Here is a 17,625-nt window from a genome sequence, read left to right as displayed (position 1 = left end):
CCGCCGTGCGCCATGGGCCCGGGCAGCCACAGCGGCACCACGGCACGCCGGCGGACGACGCCGGCCCGGACCAGCCGCCGGGCCATGTCGGACAGCGACTCCACCTGCGGCCCGGCCAGCTCCGGCGCGGCCTTCTGCGGTTCGCCGCCGACCAGCTCGACAAGGGCCTCGGCCACCTCCCGTACGGCGACAGGCTGCACGGTCAGGCGGGGCACCAGGGCGACGGGTCCGGGCACGCGCTCGAGGATCTGCTCGGCGAACTCGTGGAACTGGGTCGCCCGCAGCACGGTCCACGGCACCGAACCAGCCCGGATGACCTCCTCCTGGCGCACTTTGCCCTGGTAGTAGCCCGTGTGCACACCGTCGATGCCGACGATGGACAACGCGACGTGATGCCGTACCCCGGCCCGCGCGGTGGCGTCGACCAGGTGACGCCCGGCCCGCTCGAAGAAGCCGACCGCCTCGGCGCGCTTCAGCGTCGTCACGTTGCTCACGTCGATGGTGGCGTCGGTCCCGGCGAGCGCCGCGTCCAGCCCGGCGCCGGTCACGAGATCAACGCCGGTCGACCGGGCCAGCACCACCGGCTCGTGACCCGCATCCTTGAGCGCCTGGACGACGTGGCGGCCGGTCAGACCCGTGCCGCCGGCCACTGCGACCTTCATGCTCGTACTCCTTACGTTCATCGTTGCCATGAGGACGAGGGCGCGCCACCGGACGTGACAGGTCATTGCGGCGGGTCGCCGCGAGCCACGACCGCGAGACCCGAGCCGGTGTTGACGGCGGCGAGGTCACCGCCCCGATCGGTACGCAGGATCCGCGTCCCGCCCCGGCTCAGCCGCGCGAGCAGGGAGGTGTTCGGGTGCCCGTAGACATTGCCGGCCCCGACCGACACGAGTCCGACGGCGGGGTCGACAGCGTCGAGGAACTCCGGCAACTGGTACGCCGAGCCGTGGTGCGCCACTTTGAGCACGTCGGCGCGTACCGCCGCGGGCCCGAGATGGTTGAGCAGAGCCTGCTGCTCCTCGGTCTCGGCGTCCCCGGGCAGCAGCACCGTGCGGCCGTCGAGCCGGGCCCGCAGCACCAGGGAGTTGTTGTTCGGATCGGAGTTGGTGCCGTGCAACGGCTCGTACGGCCCCAGCACAGTCAGCGCCAGCCCACCCACCGTGTACGACCAGCCCGGCCCCACCGCGAGCATCGGCACCCGGGCACCAGCAGCCTGCGCGGCGACGAGGGAACGGCCGCCCGGTGGCTCCGGCCAGTCCGGCGTGATCACGCCCAGGACAGAACGGTTGCGGAAGACGCCGGCGATCCCGCCGATGTGATCGACGTGGAAGTGACTGACGACGAAGAGCACGACCTGCCGTACGCCGAGCCGCCGCAGGCAATGATCGACGGAGGTCGGCTCCGGCCCGGCGTCCACCACGACCGCCCGCCCCGCGCCGGCCGGCAGCACGATCGCATCGCCCTGGCCGACTGCGCAGGTGACGATCAGCCAGCGTGGCGGCGGCCACCCCGACGCGATCAGCCGTACGGGCAGGGCCCCGAGCATCGCCCCGAGCGAGACAACCGCCACCAACCGCCGGACGAGCGGCCGCCGTACGGCGATGAGCAGCGCGACCGTGACCAAGGCCAGCAGCAGGGCGCCCAGCACACCACCGGGCCACGGCAGCGCACCCGCGGGCACCCGGGCGCCGTACGTCGCGACCAGCACCAGCCACCGAGCAGGCCACTGCCCCAGCCAGGCGGCGAACTCGGCACCGACTGGCCAGACCGGCGAAAGCACAGCGGCGGAGACCCCGAACAGAGTGGCGGGCGCGATCGCGGGCACCACAAGCAGGTTGGCGGGTACCGCGACCAGGCTCACGGAGCTCGAGATCCCGGCGACGACCGGACCGCACGCCACCTGGGCGGCGGCGGGCACAGCTAGCGCCTCAGCGGCCAGCAGCGGCCAACCCCGGCGCCGGAGGGCGTCCCGCCACTTCGGCGCGAGCAGCAGCAGGCCGCTGGTCGCCAGCACCGACAGCGCGAAGCCGATGTCGCCCGCGAGCTCCGGGTCGACGACGATCAGCACTGCCACCCCGGCGGCCAGAGCGGGCAAGGCGGCGCGCGGACGCCCGGCGGCCAGCCCGATCAGTCCGATCGCCCCCATCGCGGCGGCTCGCACCACGCTGGGTGACGGCCGCGCGAGGATCACAAAGCCGACCAGCGCGACGGCACAGACGAGGGCGGTGAGCAGAGGGCCGGCCCGGGTCCACCGCACCGCGAACAGCACCACCCCCAGGATGATCGCCACGTTGGCGCCGCTCACGGCGTTCAGATGCGTCATGCCGGTCGTGCGGAAGTCCTCCTCCAGCGCGTCGTCGAGCCGGCTCGTATCGCCGACGACCAGACCGGGCAGCAGACCACCAACGTCGTCCGGCAGCGGCGCACAGGCACGTTGCAGACCGGCACGCAGGGTGCCCGCGGCGCGCTGAGTCCACGACGAACGCCCGTGCAGCACGGGCCGGTCTTTGACCGACAGGACGGCAGCCCGTAGGTCGCCACCGCGAGGAGCCATGAGGCGGCCTTTGACCGAGGCATGCTGGCCGGGCAGCAACGGTTGCCAGGCCGGGTCGGAGCCCAGCACGAGCGCCCGCACCGAGAGCCGCAGCCGCGACCCGTCCTCGGGAAACACCGAGGTCAGCTCGACGGCGACCAGGTAGGTGGCCGGCAACCCGGGCGATCCCCGCAAGGCCCGCGGATCATCCCGCACCACAAGATCCACTCGTACGGTGGCGCCGGCATCAACAAGCGCAGCAACCGGCCCGGCATCCCGGACACTGACCCGCGCGGCGGTGGCCACGGCCCCGCAGCCGGCGCCGAGCAAGGCAGCAGCAACCAGCCAACGCACCGCTTCTCGTCGTGAGCCGTCGGAGGCACGCGGTATGCGGTGGATCAGGGCTGTGCCCGCGGCCGCCGCCAGCGTCGCACCGCCGAGAACGAGGCCCCAGCGCGCGGACAGGTAGAGCGAAGCCAGCGCCGCGAGCCACAGGGCAACCGCGAAGCTCGCCAGCCGGAGATCCGGTGGGTGAGCCTCTGACGGGTGGTCGCGGACCTCGCGGCTCACACGGTCACCAGGTCTTTGAGTTGTTCGTAGCGGGCTGCGCCGATGCCACTCACCTGGCGGAGGTCGCTGACCGCCTTGAAGCCGCCCTGGGCATCGCGGGCTGCCAAGATGCGCTGGGCCAGGACCGGTCCTACGCCTGGGAGGGTGTCGAGGTCGGCCAGGGTGGCGGTGTTGAGGTTGATCGGCCCGGCACCAGGTTGCCCGGGTGCGGCGGGACCGGCAGCGCCTGTCGGAGCAGCGCCCGGCGGGGGCGTGACGCCGACCATGATGAGTTCACCGTCGGCGACCTTGCGGGCCAGGTTGAGCGGGGCCACGTCGACGCCCGGGCTGGCGCCGCCGGCCGCTTGCAGGGCGTCCGCCACGCGGGCACCCGGCGGTAGTTCGACCAGTCCGGGTTTGCGAACCTTGCCGCCGACCGCCACGACCACCGCGGCCGGCGAGGACGGCTTGGCGCCTGGTCCGGCCGGAGCGCTGATCGCTGGTGCGGCAGTATCTGAGTCGTCGGCGAGAGAGGCGTCCGCGGCGGCGGGGTCGATGCCGGGCGGCGCTACCGGATCGACCCGCGGACGGGCCCGCCACGCCAGCAGGGCCGCGATCACGACCACGAGGACCGCCACCGCGGCCAGCGCCTTCACCCCGCGACGACCGGGATCGAAGGCCCCGAGACGCGACCGCGGAGCGCTGTCGAACGCGCCGGCGCCGGTCAGGGGTTCTTCCTCGGGGTATTCGTCGTCGGCGTCGGGCCCGAACAGGGCAGGCGGCCGCAGTGCTTCGGCCGGAGCCCACGGCGGGCGGGTAGCCAGATCCTCGGGGGCGGGGATGGGCGGCGGCGCAGGCGGGTTGGCGGCTGCGACAGCAGGGCGCGGCTCGTCACGAGGCTGCAGGGTCACGTCATCCGGCCAGCCCGGCAACAGATCGTTCCAGGTGAGCGGTGGCCCACCGGGCACCGGCCAAGCACCGTCCCCATCCCCACCCCCTGGCAACGCGGACCTCCGGGGAGCCGACGATGAGGGAGCCGGCTCCGGCTCGGGAAGTGAGGGCGGTGTGGCCGCTGAGGGCGGTGAGGGCTCGAAAGGGACTGGGGCAGCACGATGAAGCGGTTGGTCCGAAGCGACGGGCTCAGACGAATCCCCGGCACCGGCGGGCGCCCCAGAACCAGGAAGCTCGCCGGACAACCGCCTCGGCGGCGTAGCCCACGGCGACCCGGAAGGCCGCGAAGAGCCCACAGACCCTGACCCCGGCCGGACGCGCACCGGCGCCAGAACCGTCCGCAGCCTGGCACTGACTTCCTCGGGATTCCTCGCCTCACGCACCGGCCGAAATTAGGCCGCAGCAACCCTCCGCCGCCCCGCCCCCTGTGGATAAAAACGGACTGTGGATAACCTCCGGCCCCCTCCCCCGCTTTGCTAGACATGGCGCTGTGACAGTTACCGACCTGACCCAGGCCACCGTCCGGCTACGGGCCGCCGGCTGCGTCTTCGCCGAGGACGAGGCCGCCGTGCTCGGCAGCGCCGCCACCGATCCCGCGCATCTCAGCGAGCTCGTCGATCGCCGGGCGATGGGCGAGCCCTTGGAGCAGGTCGTCGGTTTCGCCGACTTCTGCGGCGTGCGGGTCCGGCTGCGCCCCGGCGTCTTCGTGCCCCGCGTCCGCAGCGAGCTGCTCGTGCACACCGCCCTGGCCGAGCTCACCACACCCGGCAAGACCGTGGTCGACCTCTGCTGCGGTTCCGGTGCGCTCGGTCTCGCCGTACGCGAAAAGGCACCGGCCATCCGCCTGGTTGCCGCCGACAGTGACCCCCTCGCCGTGGCCTGCGCCTTGGACAACCTGGGCGGGGACGTCTTCCAGGGTGACCTCTTCGCCGCCCTGCCCGAGGAGCTGCGCGGTCACGTGGACGTCCTGCTGGCCAACGTCCCCTACGTCGCCACCGAGCACCTGGCCCTGCTTCCCGCCGAGGCCCGCCTGCACGAGCCCCGCACAGCCCTCGACGGTGGCGCCGACGGGCTCGATGTCTTCCGTGCTGTTGTCGCTGGTGCCGCCGACTGGCTCGCCCCCGGTGGGCTGCTGCTGTCCGAGGTCACCGAGGCGCAGACCGAGGCCGCCGTGGCAGCTGTGCGGGCTGCGGGGCTGAGTGCGGGCGTCGTCGAGGATGAGGATCTGGAAGCGCGGGCTGTCACCGGTCGGTGGTCGGAACTTCCAGCAGTAACAGCCCTGCGATAAGGTCAGCGGCCGATGCCGGGGGGCAGAGCAAGGAGGCACTGCGCGTGGGGTTTTTCCGCAGGGTCGCCCGGGCTCGGCTGGCCAGCCAGGTCATCAGAAGGCTGCGCCGTGCCGGGTTCGCCGACGCCCGATACCACTCGGCGACCTTTTCGGTAAGTTTCACTCCGGACGGTGACGACGTTCCGAGTGTGCTTCAGCTCGAGGGTCTGCTGGCGCAACGGTCGCGGGGGCGCCGGCGCCGGGTCGACCGGTTCGTCGCCGGGTTCCTGCGCAATCCCGGCCTCCCCGTGGACTGGCATGCGGCCCGTCCGCTGCTGCGGCCGGTGCTGCGGGGCGTGACCACGCCTTCGGACGTCAGCGCGCCGCTGAGGCGGCCCGCGCTGCCGTTCCTGGCCGAGTTCGTCGTGGTGGACCACCCCGAGACGATGACGTACGTGTCCGTCGACAACGGCTGGGATGTCGACGCCGACGAGGTGTTCGCGGCCGCACGGGCCAATCTGACCGCGGCGACGCTGCTGGGCAAGGCCACCGAGCCGGTCGTCGTGCAGTTCATCGACGACGGGGACTCCTACTGGACCTCGCATCTGCTGCTGGACGGGTGGCTGGCCGGGCTCGCGGGGCAGGTCGGCGGGGAGCCGGTCGCCTTCGCGCCCGATCGGGGCACGCTGCTGGTCACGGCCGACAACAGCGATCATCTGCCGGGGTTGTTCGCGCAGGCGGAGGCGATCTATCTGGCGTCGCCGCGGGCGATCACCCCGATGGCGTACGTGAGCGACGCCGACGGGCGCACGGTGCCTTACCGGGCGGCGCCGGGCTCACCGTACGAGATCTGTGTGCGGCGGGCGCAGGGAGTGCTCGCCGCGCGGGAGTACGCCCGCCAGGCCGAGCAATTGCCGCTCGCGGCGGAGCTGCTGATCGCGGACGACGGGCGCACCCGGGCGTTGTGGCCGCAGGACGGGCCGGCGCTGCTGCCGGTGGCCGACGAGGTGCAGGTCGGCGAGTCCATCCGGCCGTGGCGGGAGGTCGTGCCGCATCTGACCGAGGAGCAGCTCACACCCCCACGCTGGCGCGGCGAGACCTGGCCCAAGGACACGGGCCAGGACTGACCGTCAGACGGGCTCAGAGGCGCCGGTGCACGACGACCCCGGCGACCCCCGGCCCCACGTGGGCCGCGACGACGGCCCCGATCTCCGTGATGTAGCAGTCCCGGAGCCGGTCACCCAACCGCATGGTCACCGCGTCGGCCAACGCCGCCGCCCGGTCCGCCGCCCCCAGGTGGTGCACCGCGATGTCCACCTCCCCCTCACCGGAGGCCTCCACCGTCAGATCCACCAGCCGCGCCAGCGCCCGACCGGCGGTACGCACCTTGTCGCGCACCACGATCGACCCGTCGACCACGTGCAGGATCGGCTTGACTGCCAGCGCCGTCCCCAGCAACGCCGATGCCGCGCCGATCCGGCCGCCACGGCGCAGGAATTCCAGGGTGTCCACGTAGAACAGCGTGCTGACCTGGGCGGAGTGGTCGACCGCGGCCTGGCGTACCGCTTCCAGGGTCGCGCCGGTGCCGGCCACCGTGCTGGCGCCGAGGGCCGCGAAGCCCAGGCCCATCGCCGTGGTGCCGCTGTCCACCACCTGGACCAGCGGTCCGACCTCTCCCGCCGCGAGCACGGCCGCGTCGTACGTGCCGGAGAGCTGCGACGACAGGTGCACGGAGACGATCCCGTCCGCGCCGGCGTCGAGCAGCCGGCGGTACGCGGCCACGAACTGCTCCGGAGCCGGCCGTGAGGTGCTCACCGTGACCCGCCGCTGGCCCAGTGCACGGGCCACGTCGGCCGGGGAGATCTCGGAGCCCTCCAGGCCCTCCTCGCCGTTGATCACGACGGTGAGCGGGACGACGGTGAGGTCGTACGTCCCGCTCAGCTCGGACGGCAGGTACGCGGTGGAGTCGGTGACGACCGCGACGGGCATGCGGGCACCGTAGCCGATGGTGGCCTAGTTCGCGCGGAGGGTGGCGACGATGAACGGCGTGCCCTGCTGGCAGGTGGTCATCATGCCCTGCTCGACGCGGCCGGTGACGGTGACCGAGGCGCCGGGCTTGGCCGCGGCGCGCTGCTCGGGATCGTTGATGATCAGCAGGTGGTCGTCGAGGAGCAGGCAGTTCGGCTCGACCCCGGCCGCGATCGTGCCGGTGAGCGTGGTGGTGCCGGCCGAGGGCTTCACGGATGCTGACTCCTCGGTCGGGACGGGCGCCGCGGACGAGGCCGGTGGCGCGGAGGGCGCCGGAGCCGGTGCACCGGCGGAGTCGCCGTTGGCGCAGCCAGCGAGGGCCAGGGCGACGAGCAGAGGCAGGCTGATGCGTCGGATAGTCATGGTGGTTGGACGCTACCCGCTGCCCCGCCCGTTCCCGGCACCGGAGATCAAACTGGCGGCGGGACGGGCCGGTCGCCGAACGGGCCGACGTTGTAGCTGCCGAGCTGCCAGCCGCGTTCGTCGTCGTGGGTGAGCTCCGCCCAGTGGCAGTTCTGCAGGGCCCGCAGGGTGCGCAGCTGCTCGCGGGGCCAGCCGAGCAGGTGCCCGATGCCCGAGCGTGCGGCCGCGCCGTGGGTGGCGACCACGACGATGCTGTCCGGCGCCCGGTCGGCCGCGGCCTGCAGCGCGTCGGCGACGCGCTTGCCGAGGTCGTCCAGGGTCTCCACCCCGTCACCGATGACGTCGGCGCCGTCCCGCCAGCGGGCGTGCTCCTCCGGGCGGGTCCGGGCCACCTCGGTCATGGTGAGGCCTTGCCACTGGCCGAACGAGCGCTCGCGCAGCCGCTCGTCGTAGCTCACCGACAGGCCGGTCAGGGCGGCCAGAGCCGCCGCGGTGTCCGCGGCGCGGCTCAGGTCGCTGGCCACGATGGCCGCGGGAGGCAGCCGGACCAGCAGCTCGGCGGCGTCGACGGCCTGTTGCCGGCCGAGCTCGTTGAGCGGCACGTCGGTCTGGCCCTGGACGCGGTTGCCCGCGTTCCAGTCCGTGTTGCCGTGCCGCCAGACGATGACGCGAGTGGTCATGCCGCGCCGGAGGAGGCGTCCGCCTCGGCGAGGTCACGATCCACGAACTCGATGGTCGGGCAGTCCTTCCACAGCTTGTCGAGGGCGTAGAACTCCCGCTCCTCGGCGTGCTGGATGTGGATCACGACATCGATGTAGTCGAGCAGCACCCAGCGGCCCTGTCGCTCACCCTCGCGACGGACAGGCTTGGCCTTCTCGGGCAGATTGAGCAGGGCTTCCTCGATGGCGTCGACGATCGAGCCGACCTGGCGTTCGTTGGCCGCCGAGGCGATGACGAACGCGTCGGTGATGTAGAGCTGGTCGGCGACGTCGATCAGGACGATGTCCTGGGCCTTCTTGTCGGCCGCGGCCTGCGCGGCGGTCAGCGCGAGCTCGCGGGCGCGTTCGGTGACGGGCACCGGTCTCCCCTCGTTCGGTTTCAGAGTTACCAGCCTCTCATACCGGTATGACATCTCTACCCGGATGAATGGCCCTAAACCGGACCTTGACCCCGATAAAGTCCACGCTTTGCGATGTACTGCACCACACCATCGGGTACCAGATACCAGACCGGCTCCCCGTCGGCCACGCGCTGGCGGCAGGCGCTGGACGAGATCGCCATCGCCGGCACCTCGACGAGCGTCACCGTGTCGGCCGGCAGGTGGGCGTCGGAGAGTTCGAAGCCCGGCCGGGTGACCCCGATGAAGTGCGCCAGCGAGAGCATCTCGAGGGCGTCCTTCCAGGAGAGGATCTTGGCGAGCGCGTCCGCGCCGGTGATGAAGAACAGGTCCGCCGTGGCGCCGAAGACGGCGTTCAGGTCGCGCAGCGTGTCGACGGTGTACGTCGGCCCGTCGCGGTCCACGTCGGCCCGGCTGACCTGGAAGCGCGGGTTGGAGGCGGTGGCGATCACCGTCATCAGGTACCGGTCCTCGGCGGGGCTCACCGTGCCCTTCTGCCAGGGCTGCCCGGTCGGGACGAACACCACCTCGTCGAGGTCGAAGCGGCTCTGCACCTCGCTCGCCGCCACCAGGTGACCGTGGTGGATCGGGTCGAACGTGCCGCCCATGATCCCGATTCGTCGCCGCTCCCGCATCCGGCGAATCCTAGATCAGCCGTCGAGGCGCCGCCGAACGGCGGTGAGCAGCGCGGCGGCGGTGAACGGCTTCTCCAGCAGCGCCACCCCCGGCTCCAGCGTGCCCTGCGAGGCCAGCACCGGCTGTGCGTACCCGGACATGTAGAGCACCCGGGTGTCGGGCCGCACGCAGACCAGCCGCTCGGCCAGCTCCTTGCCCAGCATGCCGGGCATCACCACATCGCTGACCAGCAGGTCGATGGTGCCCTCGTGCACGGCGGCCAGCTCCAGGGCCTGCGCCCCGCCGTCGGCGGTCAGCACGTGGTATCCCGCCCCCGACAGGATCCGGCCCGCCACGTCGCGCAGGGCGTCCTCGTCCTCGACCACGAGCAGCGTCTCGCCGTGCCCGGCGGTGCCGACGGGCTCGGGCGCGGGCGCGACCGACTCCTCCTCCGACGCGCCGGCCGGCAGCAGGATGGTCACCGTCGTCCCGAGGCCGGGCTCGGAGGTCAGGCTGACGCTGCCGCCGGCCTGGGTGACGATGCCGTAGACGGTCGCCAGGCCCAGCCCGGTGCCCTCGCCGCTGGCCTTGGTGGTGAAGAACGGCTCGAAGGCCCGCTCGACGACCTCGGGGGCCATGCCCTGGCCGGAATCGGAGATCCGCAGGCGTACGTAGTCACCGGGCGCGAGGTCGGGATGGTCGCCCACCCCCAGGCGTGAGCAGGCGGTGTCGATCACCAGGTTGCCGCCGGCCGGCATCGCGTCGCGGGCGTTCACCGCCAGGTTGACCAGGAGCTGCTCAATCTGGCCGGGGTCGCAGGTGACCGAGGGCAGTCCCGGGGCCGGCCGGGTGATCAGGGTGATGTGCTCGCCGATCGAGGTGCGCAACATGTCCTCGGTGTCCGCGATGACCGCGTTGAGATCGAGCACCCGCGGACGGACGACTTCGCGGCGGGCGAACTTGAGCAGCTGGTGGGTCAGGTCCGTGCCGCGCTGCCCGGCCCGGATGACTTGCCGGGCGTCGTCGGCGATCGCCTTCAGGTCGGGCGCCGGTGCCTCGGCTTCCTCGATCACGAAGTTGGCGTAGTTCACGATCACGCCGAGCATGTTGTTGAAGTCGTGGGCGATGCCGCCGGCCAGCTGGCCCAGCGCCTCGAGCCGCTGGTTGCGGTGTTCCTGCACCTCACTGCGCTGCCGTTCGGCCTCCGCCTGCAACCGCTGGCGCTCGGTCATGTCCCGGATCACCGCGACCGTGAGGCGGCCCTGCGGGGTCTGCACCCGCGACAGCGACGCCTCGGCGGGAAAGATCGTGCCGTTACGCCGGCGCACCTTGAGGGCCAGCGTGCCCATCAGGCTGGTGCCGGGGCCGCGGTCGTCGGCCTCTCGGCGCAGCCCGGCCAGCTCCGGCACCCGCTCGGCGTCGGGCAGCAGCGTGTCGGCGCGCAGACCCACCATCTCGCCGCGGGGCCAGCCGAAGACATCCTCGGCCCGGTCGTTGACCAGGACGATGCGCCCCTCGTCCATCACCAGGATCGCGTCCGGTGCAGCCTGCAGCAGACCACTGGACAGCTCCTCGGACCACTCCACCAGCCCCCACCCCCGTTAAGCCGAGGCTAACGGCTCGAACCGGGGACAACGGGCGGAATCCGCTATCCCCGGGCAACCAGGGCACGCCGGACGTCGTCGTCGCCGTCCGTGACGACCCGCCGCAGGATGGCCGAGAGGTCCGGCGTCGCCAGCAGCTCCGCGGCCAGCTCCCTGGTCCGCGGGCTGACGATCACCGACGGGTACGCCGCGACGGCCACCCGTTCCCCGCTCATCCCGGTCCGCCGCCGCAGCATGCCCGGCATTTCCGCAAAATAACGGGCAACATAATCGGTGGTCAGATCGAGCTGCTCCGGCTGCCAGAACCCGTGCGCGGTGGCCTCCAGGATCCGGTTCGAGGCGGACATGTCGTTGACGATCAGATCCCAGGCCCTGGCCTTGGCCTCGGCGTCCGGCAGAGCGGCCCGGCAGAGTGCCGCCTGCTGCTCACCGGTGGCACTCAGATCCGCCGCCAGCGCCGCCTCGATCTCCTCCGGCCCGGCCTCCCCCAGCACGACCAGCCGGTACAGGATGAGCCAGCGCAGGTCGTCGTCGACGGTCACGCCGGTCGGCACGCCCTCGCCGGCGAGCCAGCCGCGCAGCCGCGTCACATCGGCGCTCGCGCCGATCAGGCCGCGCACCGCGGCGAGCTGACGCGAGCTGCCCGGCTCGGCCGCGGCCAGCAGCCGGTCGCTGGCCTGGGCCAGCATCTCCAGGGCGGCGGGCCGGGTCTCCGGGGTCGGATAGCGGTCCACCAGCGTGCGGGTCATCCGCAGCACGTCCTCGACCAGCGCCACCTCGCGCTCGACCGGCAGAGCGGCCAGGACCAGCGTGACCAGCTCGGCGACCGGCCGCTCGCCGTCGACGACGGCGTCGAGCGTCGCTCCCCAGAGCAGCGCCCGGGCCAGCGAGTCGTCCAGCAGGGGCAACATCAGCGGTACGGCGTCAGCCGACTTCTCGTCCAGCCGGATCTTCGCGTACCCGAGGTCGCCGTCGTTGACCAGCAGCAGCTCGGCGACGGGTTCTCCGGTCAGCTCGGGCAGCGGGGTCCGGCCGCCGTCCACCGCCGGATCGAGGTCCACCTCCAGCAGCCGGCGCCGGACCACGGTGCCGTCCGGCCCGCGGTCGTAGAGCCCGACGCCGATCCGGTGCGGCCGCAGGGTCGGATAGTCCTCCGGCGCGGTCTGCACGAGGCTGACGGCCGTGTAGTGGCCGCTCTCGTCCCGCTCGACCTCGGCGCGCAGCGTGTTGACCTGGGCGCGGCGCAGCCAGACGTCGGCCCAGGCGGTCAGGTCCCGGCCGGAGGCCTTCGAGACGGCGGCGAGCAGGTCGGCCAGGGTCGCGTTGCCGTACGCGTGCGCGGCGAAGTGCTCGTTGAGCCCGGCCAGGAACGCCTCGTCACCGACCCAGGCGACGAGCTGGCGCAGCACCGCCGCACCCTTGGCGTACGAGATGCCGTCGAAGTTGAGCAGGGCCAGCGCGGTGTCGGTGACGTCGCTGGGGGCCACCGGGTGGGTGGACGGGCGCTGGTCGGCGCGCATGCCCCAGGCCTTGCGCTGCATCGCGAACGTGGTCCAGGTGCCGGTGAAGGCGGTCGCCTCGGCGGTGATCCGGGTGCCGAGGTACTCGGCGAACGACTCGTTCAGCCACAGGTCGTCCCACCAGGCCATGGTGACCAGGTCGCCGAACCACTGGTGGGCCATCTCGTGGGCGATGACCATGGCGCGGTGCTCGCGCTCGCTGTCGGTGACCGCCGACCGGTAGATGAACTCGTCGCGGAACACCACCAGCCCGGGGTTCTCCATCGCGCCGAAGTTGAACTCGGGGACGAAGGCCTGCTGGTAGTGGCCGAACGGGTAGCGCACCTCGAAGATCTGGTGATAGCGGTCCAGGCACTGCTTGGTGACGGTGAAGATCTCCGCGGCCTGCCCGTCGAGGTGCTCGGCGAGCGCCTGACGGCAGTAGAGGGCCAGCGGGATGCCGTCGTGGGAATCGGTACGGAAGTGGTACGGCCCGGCGATCAGCGACACGAAGTACGTCGACAGCGGCTTGGTGGCGGCGAAGCGGAACCGCCCGCCGTCGGCCGCACCGGCCGGCTCCCCGTTGGCGGCGACGAGCCAGCCGTCGGGGGCGGTCACGGCCAGCGTGAAGGGCGCCTTGAGGTCGGGCTGGTCGAAGCACGGGAAGATCCGCCGGGCGCCGTCCAGGAACATGTGGGCGTACAGGTAGACGCGGCCGTCGGCGGGGTCGGTGAAGCGGTGCAGCCCCTCCCCCGTGTTCGAGTACGCCATCAGGGCCTCGACGACCAGCTCGTTCTCCCGGGCCAGGCCGGTCAGCGTGAGCCGCTCCTCGGCGAGCGCGGCGGGCTCCACCGGCGTGCCGTTGAGCGTGGCCGACACCAGCTCGGCCGGCTCCAGCTCGGCGAACGTCGTGGTGCCCGGCTCGGCGGTGAAGCGCACCACCGTCCGGGACCGGAAGGTGTCACCCTCGGCGGTCAGGTCGAGGTCGATGTCGTACCCGGTGACAGTGAGGGTGGCGGCCCGGGCGGTGGCCTCGGCGCGGGTCAGGCTCGGCATCCGCCCATCATGCCGGTCCGGTGATGACGACGCAGTTCTCCGCCCGGCGGGGCGAGAAACTCGTCACTGCGGACATCACCGGGAAGTGACCGCCGCCAGCGACTTCTCGAAACACACGCTGTACGGGTTGCCGACGTACTCGCCGAAGACCGGGATCGGCACGTAGCCCGCCGAGCGGTACAGGCTGATCGCCGCCGGCAGGTAGGTGCCGGTCTCCAGGCGCAGCACCGGCCGGCCGTCGGCCAGCGCCTCCTCCTCCAGCGCCACGATGAGCTGGCGGGCGATGCCCCGGCCGCGGAACGCCGGTCGCACGTACATCCGCTTCAGCTCGGCCACGCCGGGCTCCAGCGGCTGCCACGCCCCGCACGCCACCGCACGCCCGTGCAGCACGACGACCAGGTACGCCGCGTTGTCGTGCGGCATGTAGACCACGCCGTCGACGCCGCCGTCGGCCTCGCTCAGCTCCTTCTGCTGCGCGATCACCAGGGCGGCCAGTTCGGCGTCGGACGAGGCACGCGATTCGATCAGCACGCTGGACACCTTAGGACGGGTCCGTTTCCGCCGGGTTGCGGGGATCTGGCCGGGACCCGGCGGAAAGACCTACTCGTCGTCGTCGCCGAACTCGTCGTCCTCGACCAGCACCGGCTTCGACGCCATCGAGACCGTCGACACCGTGCCGTCCTCGGACATGTGCAGCAGCTCGTCGTCGCCGCGGACCCGGCGGGCCCGGCGGGCCGCCAGCCGGGCAGCCGCGCTGGCCCGGGTGTTGGTCTCCTCGAGGCGGATGTCGGTGCCGCGCGGGCCGGAGATGTACTCGCCCGTGTTCGGCTGCCAGTCGAACTCGCGGTCGCCGATCCGGACCGGATCCCCGCCCTTGGCGCCCTGCTTGGCCAGTGCGGCCTCGACGCCGAGGCGGTCGAGCCGGTCACCGAGGTAGCCGATCGCCTCGTCGTTCTCGAAGTTGGTCTGCCGGACCCAGCGCTCGACCTGGGGGCCGCGGACGACGTAGACGCCGTCGCTGTCGACCTCGATGGTGAAGCCCTTCTCGTCGACCGCGCGGGGCCGCACCACAGCGCGGGTCGCCTCGGGAGCCGGCTTGGCCAGCCGGTGCGCCGCGACGGTCTCGGCGAGCGCGAAGATCAGCTCCTTGAGGCCCTCGCGGGTCACCGCGCTGACCTCGTAGACCGGCATGCCGCGGGCCTCGAGCTCGGGGCGCACCATCTCGGCCAGGTCGCGGCCGTCCGGGATGTCGATCTTGTTGAGCACGACCAGCCGCGGCCGCTCCTCGAGCCCCCCGTACGCCGCCAGCTCCGCCTCGATGGCGTCCAGGTCGGCCAGCGGGTCCCGCTCGATCTCGGGCGCGGCGGCGTCCAGCACGTGCACCAGCACCGAGGTGCGCTCGATGTGCCGCAGGAACTCCAGGCCCAGCCCCTTGCCGGTGGCGGCGCCCGGGATCAGGCCCGGGACGTCGGCGACGGTGAAGGTCTGGTCGCCGGCCTGCACGACACCCAGGTTGGGCACCAGCGTGGTGAACGGGTAGTCGGCGATCTTGGGCTTGGCCGCGGACATCACCGAGATCAGCGACGACTTGCCGGCCGACGGGAAGCCGACCAGGCCGACGTCGGCGACGCTCTTGAGCTCCAGCACGACGTCGAGCTGGTCACCGGGCTCGCCCAGCTCGGCGAAGCCGGGGACCTTGCGCCGGGCGTTGGCCAGCGAGGCGTTGCCCCGGCCGCCGCGACCGCCGCGGGCCACCTCGAAGGTCGTGCCCTCGCCGACCATGTCGGCGATGACCTCACCGTCGAGGGTCTGCACGACCGTGCCGTCGGGCACCTGCAGGACCAGGTCCCGGCCCTTGGCACCGTCACGGTTGGCCCCCATGCCGCCGGTGCCGCTGGGCGCCTTGACGTGCGGGTGGAAGTGGAAGTCCAGCAGGGTGTGCTGCTGCGGATCCACGACGAGCGTGATGCCCCCGCCGTGCCCGCCGTCGCCACCGTCGGGACCCCCGAGCGGCTTGAACTTCTCTCTGCGGACGGAGACACAGCCGTGCCCGCCGTCACCTGCCTGCAGGTGCAGCACAACCCGGTCGACGAACGTAGCCACTGTGTTCTCCTACCTCAACCAGAAAAAGCAAACAGCGGGCCACGGACCCCGTGAGGTCCGCGGCCCGCTGTGACGTGATGCTTACTCAGCCACCGGCACGATGCTGATGGTCTTGCGACCCCGCGTGTGACCGAAGAGCACGTTGCCCTTGGCCAGCGCGAACAGCGTGTCGTCGCCACCGCGGCCGACGAGCTCTCCCGGGTGGAACTTCGTGCCCCGCTGGCGGATGATGATCTCGCCGGCGTTGACCAGCTGGCCGCCGAACCGCTTGACGCCCAGCCGCTGGGCGGCGGAGTCGCGGCCGTTGCGGGAGCTGGACGCACCCTTTTTGTGAGCCATGGCTGCCCCTACTTCCCGCTCTTGATGCCGGTCACCTTGACGCGGGTCAGCGGCTGACGGTGCCCCTGGCGCTTGTGGTAGCCGGTCTTGTTCTTGAACTTGTGGATCCGGATCTTCGGACCCTTGGTGTGCTCGGCGATCTCGCCGGACACCGTCACGCTGGCAAGCTTGGCCGCATCGGTCACCAGGTTGTCACCGTCGACGAGGAGCACCGCGGCGAGGGTCAGGGCGTCGCCGGGCACACCCGCGAGCTTCTCGACCTCGATCACGTCGCCCTCGGCAACCTTGTACTGCTTGCCGCCGGTCTTGACGATCGCGTACATCGACGCGGACTCCCTGAGACTTACGCAGCGAAAAAGCTGCTGGCGGATGAAACTGGATCCGGCATGCGCCCGGGCTTCCCGAGGGGGATGGGCCAGGGCGCGCACGGAACAGGCGCACGAAAATGCGCCGTCAGAAAGACTACTTCATCGAACGCCCCGGACCCAAACCGGGGACCGCTCAGCTCGAACCACAGGCCTTGTCGAGGGTCTCCTGCAGCTTCGTGAGCTGGGCGGCATCGATCTTCGTGACGTCACCCTTGAGCGCCGTGACCTGCTTGCCCATGTCCGCCAGGGCCGCCTTGAGGGCCGGCTCCGAGGCCAGCTTCGACATGTCCGTCAGCGCGTACGAGTAGTTCTCGACGTCCCTGGTGGTCTTGGCCTTGGCCTTGGCCACCTGGTCGGCGTCCTGCGCCGACTGGGCGTCGATGAGCAGCTTCAGGTCCAGCGCGAAGTTCTTGGCGGCGTCGCCGCCGGTCTTGGCGGCCTGCTGGCAGATCGCCGAGCTGTTGCCGGACAGCGCCGCGTCACCGGACTGCGGCGGGGCGGTGGCCGCGGCTGAGCCGGTGGTGCCGCCGCTGGCCGCCGGTACGGCAGCCCCCGACGTGGCCGGCGCGGGCGCGGTCGTGGTGGCCGGATCGTCGGCCGAACAACCGGCGCCGAACAGAAGGAAAGCGCCACTCACAGCGGTCGCGCACAGCAGGCGTCGCATCGGGGATCGGTACTCCTCGCAGGTGGGGCTCGGGGGGATCACGAGGGTAACCGAGACAGATCAGTGTGGCTGCGCCGGGCGGGGAGGGGGGGTTTATCTTGTGTACCCGATACTTTTATGGGTGGGGGCGCGGGGGGGCGGGGCTGGGATATCCCGGCCTTGGCCGCCCGGCCACCACGCTTACGGGCGGGTCCGCCGCCGGGTGCCGCCGCGCCGCGAACGACGCCGGCCGCCCGCTCCCGCGCCCACGGGCTCGTCGTCGTCGCCGTCCTCTTCCTCGTCCTCCGCCGCGTCCGGGTCGTCCGAGCCGGTCAGCTGGAGCGGCTCGGCCGGATGGGCCGCGCCGTTGGTGCCCGTGTCGTACCGGGAGAGGTCGTAACCACTGATGTCGTAGTCGTCGTCGGAGGCCGTGGTGGCCGCCGGCGCAGTGCGCGCCACGATCCCGGAGCCGGCCGCGGCCGTACCGGTGGACTGGCCGGCCGGCAGGCCCGCCGTCTCCGCCGCCGGGTCCTCGGTCGTCCGGTCCGAGGTCGTCCGGTCCTGGGTCGTCCGGTCCGAGGTCGTCC

17 protein-coding genes and 1 pseudogene are annotated in these 17,625 nt (G+C 72.1%); 2 read left to right on the top strand and 16 right to left on the bottom strand.

Annotated features, from left to right (window positions below; translation table 11 throughout):
- The 3 genes from AB0C29_RS07610 to AB0C29_RS07600 form a co-directional block, all read right to left on the bottom strand.
- Positions 1-662 (bottom strand): NAD(P)H-binding protein (locus AB0C29_RS07610; protein WP_360816635.1); only part of this gene is annotated, 662 nt, incomplete at its 3' end.
- Between the two features lie 62 nt (positions 663-724).
- Positions 725-3,106, bottom strand: coding sequence for a ComEC/Rec2 family competence protein (locus AB0C29_RS07605; protein ID WP_360816632.1), 2,382 nt, complete (start codon positions 3,104-3,106; stop codon positions 725-727).
- Positions 3,103-3,813 carry a ComEA family DNA-binding protein gene (locus AB0C29_RS07600; protein WP_360816638.1) on the bottom strand — a complete coding sequence of 237 codons (711 nt, stop codon included), beginning with the start codon at positions 3,811-3,813 and terminating at the stop codon, positions 3,103-3,105. Before AB0C29_RS07600 ends, AB0C29_RS07605 begins: the two co-directional genes overlap by 4 nt.
- 713 nt (positions 3,814-4,526) lie before the next feature.
- Between AB0C29_RS07600 and AB0C29_RS07595 the strand changes: the two genes are divergently transcribed.
- Both AB0C29_RS07595 and AB0C29_RS07590 read left to right on the top strand, forming a co-directional pair.
- Positions 4,527-5,324: a putative protein N(5)-glutamine methyltransferase gene (locus AB0C29_RS07595; RefSeq protein ID WP_360816629.1), complete on the top strand. Its 798-nt coding sequence runs from the start codon at positions 4,527-4,529 to the stop codon at positions 5,322-5,324.
- Between the two features lie 188 nt (positions 5,325-5,512).
- Entirely contained in the window at positions 5,513-6,430 is a 918-nt protein-coding gene (locus AB0C29_RS07590) for a hypothetical protein (RefSeq protein ID WP_360816626.1), read from the top strand.
- Between the two features lie 13 nt (positions 6,431-6,443).
- Here AB0C29_RS07590 and AB0C29_RS07585 read toward each other — a convergent pair whose 3' ends face one another.
- From AB0C29_RS07585 to AB0C29_RS07525, 13 genes and pseudogenes are all read right to left on the bottom strand, one after another.
- The gene (locus AB0C29_RS07585; protein WP_360816623.1) at positions 6,444-7,292 is read right to left on the bottom strand and encodes a DegV family protein; all 849 of its coding nucleotides are present in this window, start codon (positions 7,290-7,292) and stop codon (positions 6,444-6,446) included.
- Positions 7,293-7,316: 24 nt separating this feature from the next.
- On the bottom strand, positions 7,317-7,694 hold the full coding sequence (locus tag AB0C29_RS07580) for a hypothetical protein (protein ID WP_360816620.1): 378 nt from the start codon (positions 7,692-7,694) through the stop codon (positions 7,317-7,319).
- Positions 7,695-7,741: 47 nt separating this feature from the next.
- A complete protein-coding gene (locus AB0C29_RS07575; protein ID WP_360816617.1) occupies positions 7,742-8,374 on the bottom strand; it encodes a histidine phosphatase family protein in 633 nt (210 codons plus the stop codon).
- Positions 8,371-8,772, bottom strand: a complete 402-nt coding sequence (gene rsfS, locus AB0C29_RS07570; protein WP_203770871.1) for a ribosome silencing factor — start codon at positions 8,770-8,772, stop codon at positions 8,371-8,373. Before rsfS ends, AB0C29_RS07575 begins: the two co-directional genes overlap by 4 nt.
- A gap of 74 nt (positions 8,773-8,846) precedes the next feature.
- Entirely contained in the window at positions 8,847-9,446 is a 600-nt protein-coding gene (gene nadD, locus AB0C29_RS07565; RefSeq protein WP_360816614.1) for a nicotinate-nucleotide adenylyltransferase, read from the bottom strand.
- 15 nt (positions 9,447-9,461) lie between these two features.
- On the bottom strand, positions 9,462-11,012 hold the full coding sequence (locus AB0C29_RS07560) for an ATP-binding protein (RefSeq protein ID WP_360816611.1): 1,551 nt from the start codon (positions 11,010-11,012) through the stop codon (positions 9,462-9,464).
- A 62-nt stretch (positions 11,013-11,074) separates the two neighbouring features.
- Positions 11,075-13,585 (bottom strand): aminopeptidase N, encoded by a 2,511-nt coding sequence (pepN, locus tag AB0C29_RS07555; protein ID WP_360816608.1) that lies wholly within the window; start codon positions 13,583-13,585, stop codon positions 11,075-11,077.
- 75 nt (positions 13,586-13,660) lie between these two features.
- The gene (locus tag AB0C29_RS07550; RefSeq protein ID WP_360816606.1) at positions 13,661-14,116 is read right to left on the bottom strand and encodes a GNAT family N-acetyltransferase; all 456 of its coding nucleotides are present in this window, start codon (positions 14,114-14,116) and stop codon (positions 13,661-13,663) included.
- A gap of 69 nt (positions 14,117-14,185) precedes the next feature.
- On the bottom strand, positions 14,186-15,688 hold the full coding sequence (gene obgE / locus AB0C29_RS07545; RefSeq protein ID WP_360816603.1) for a GTPase ObgE: 1,503 nt from the start codon (positions 15,686-15,688) through the stop codon (positions 14,186-14,188).
- A gap of 81 nt (positions 15,689-15,769) precedes the next feature.
- A complete protein-coding gene (rpmA, locus tag AB0C29_RS07540) occupies positions 15,770-16,027 on the bottom strand; it encodes a 50S ribosomal protein L27 (RefSeq protein ID WP_203770859.1) in 258 nt (85 codons plus the stop codon).
- An 8-nt stretch (positions 16,028-16,035) separates the two neighbouring features.
- Positions 16,036-16,350: a 50S ribosomal protein L21 gene (gene rplU / locus AB0C29_RS07535; protein WP_203770857.1), complete on the bottom strand. Its 315-nt coding sequence runs from the start codon at positions 16,348-16,350 to the stop codon at positions 16,036-16,038.
- A 178-nt stretch (positions 16,351-16,528) separates the two neighbouring features.
- Complete coding sequence (locus AB0C29_RS07530; RefSeq protein ID WP_360816600.1) at positions 16,529-17,059, bottom strand: hypothetical protein; 531 nt, start codon at positions 17,057-17,059, stop codon at positions 16,529-16,531.
- 180 nt (positions 17,060-17,239) lie between these two features.
- Positions 17,240-17,625: pseudogene (locus tag AB0C29_RS07525) on the bottom strand (hypothetical protein); the annotation flags it as partial.

It is taken from the genome of Actinoplanes sp. NPDC048791 (genome assembly GCF_040650095.1).
In the GTDB taxonomy this organism is placed as follows: Bacteria; Actinomycetota; Actinomycetes; order Mycobacteriales; family Micromonosporaceae; genus Actinoplanes.
The sequence above is the reverse complement of the archived record's forward strand: the minus strand, read 5'-3'. Positions and strand labels throughout refer to the sequence as shown.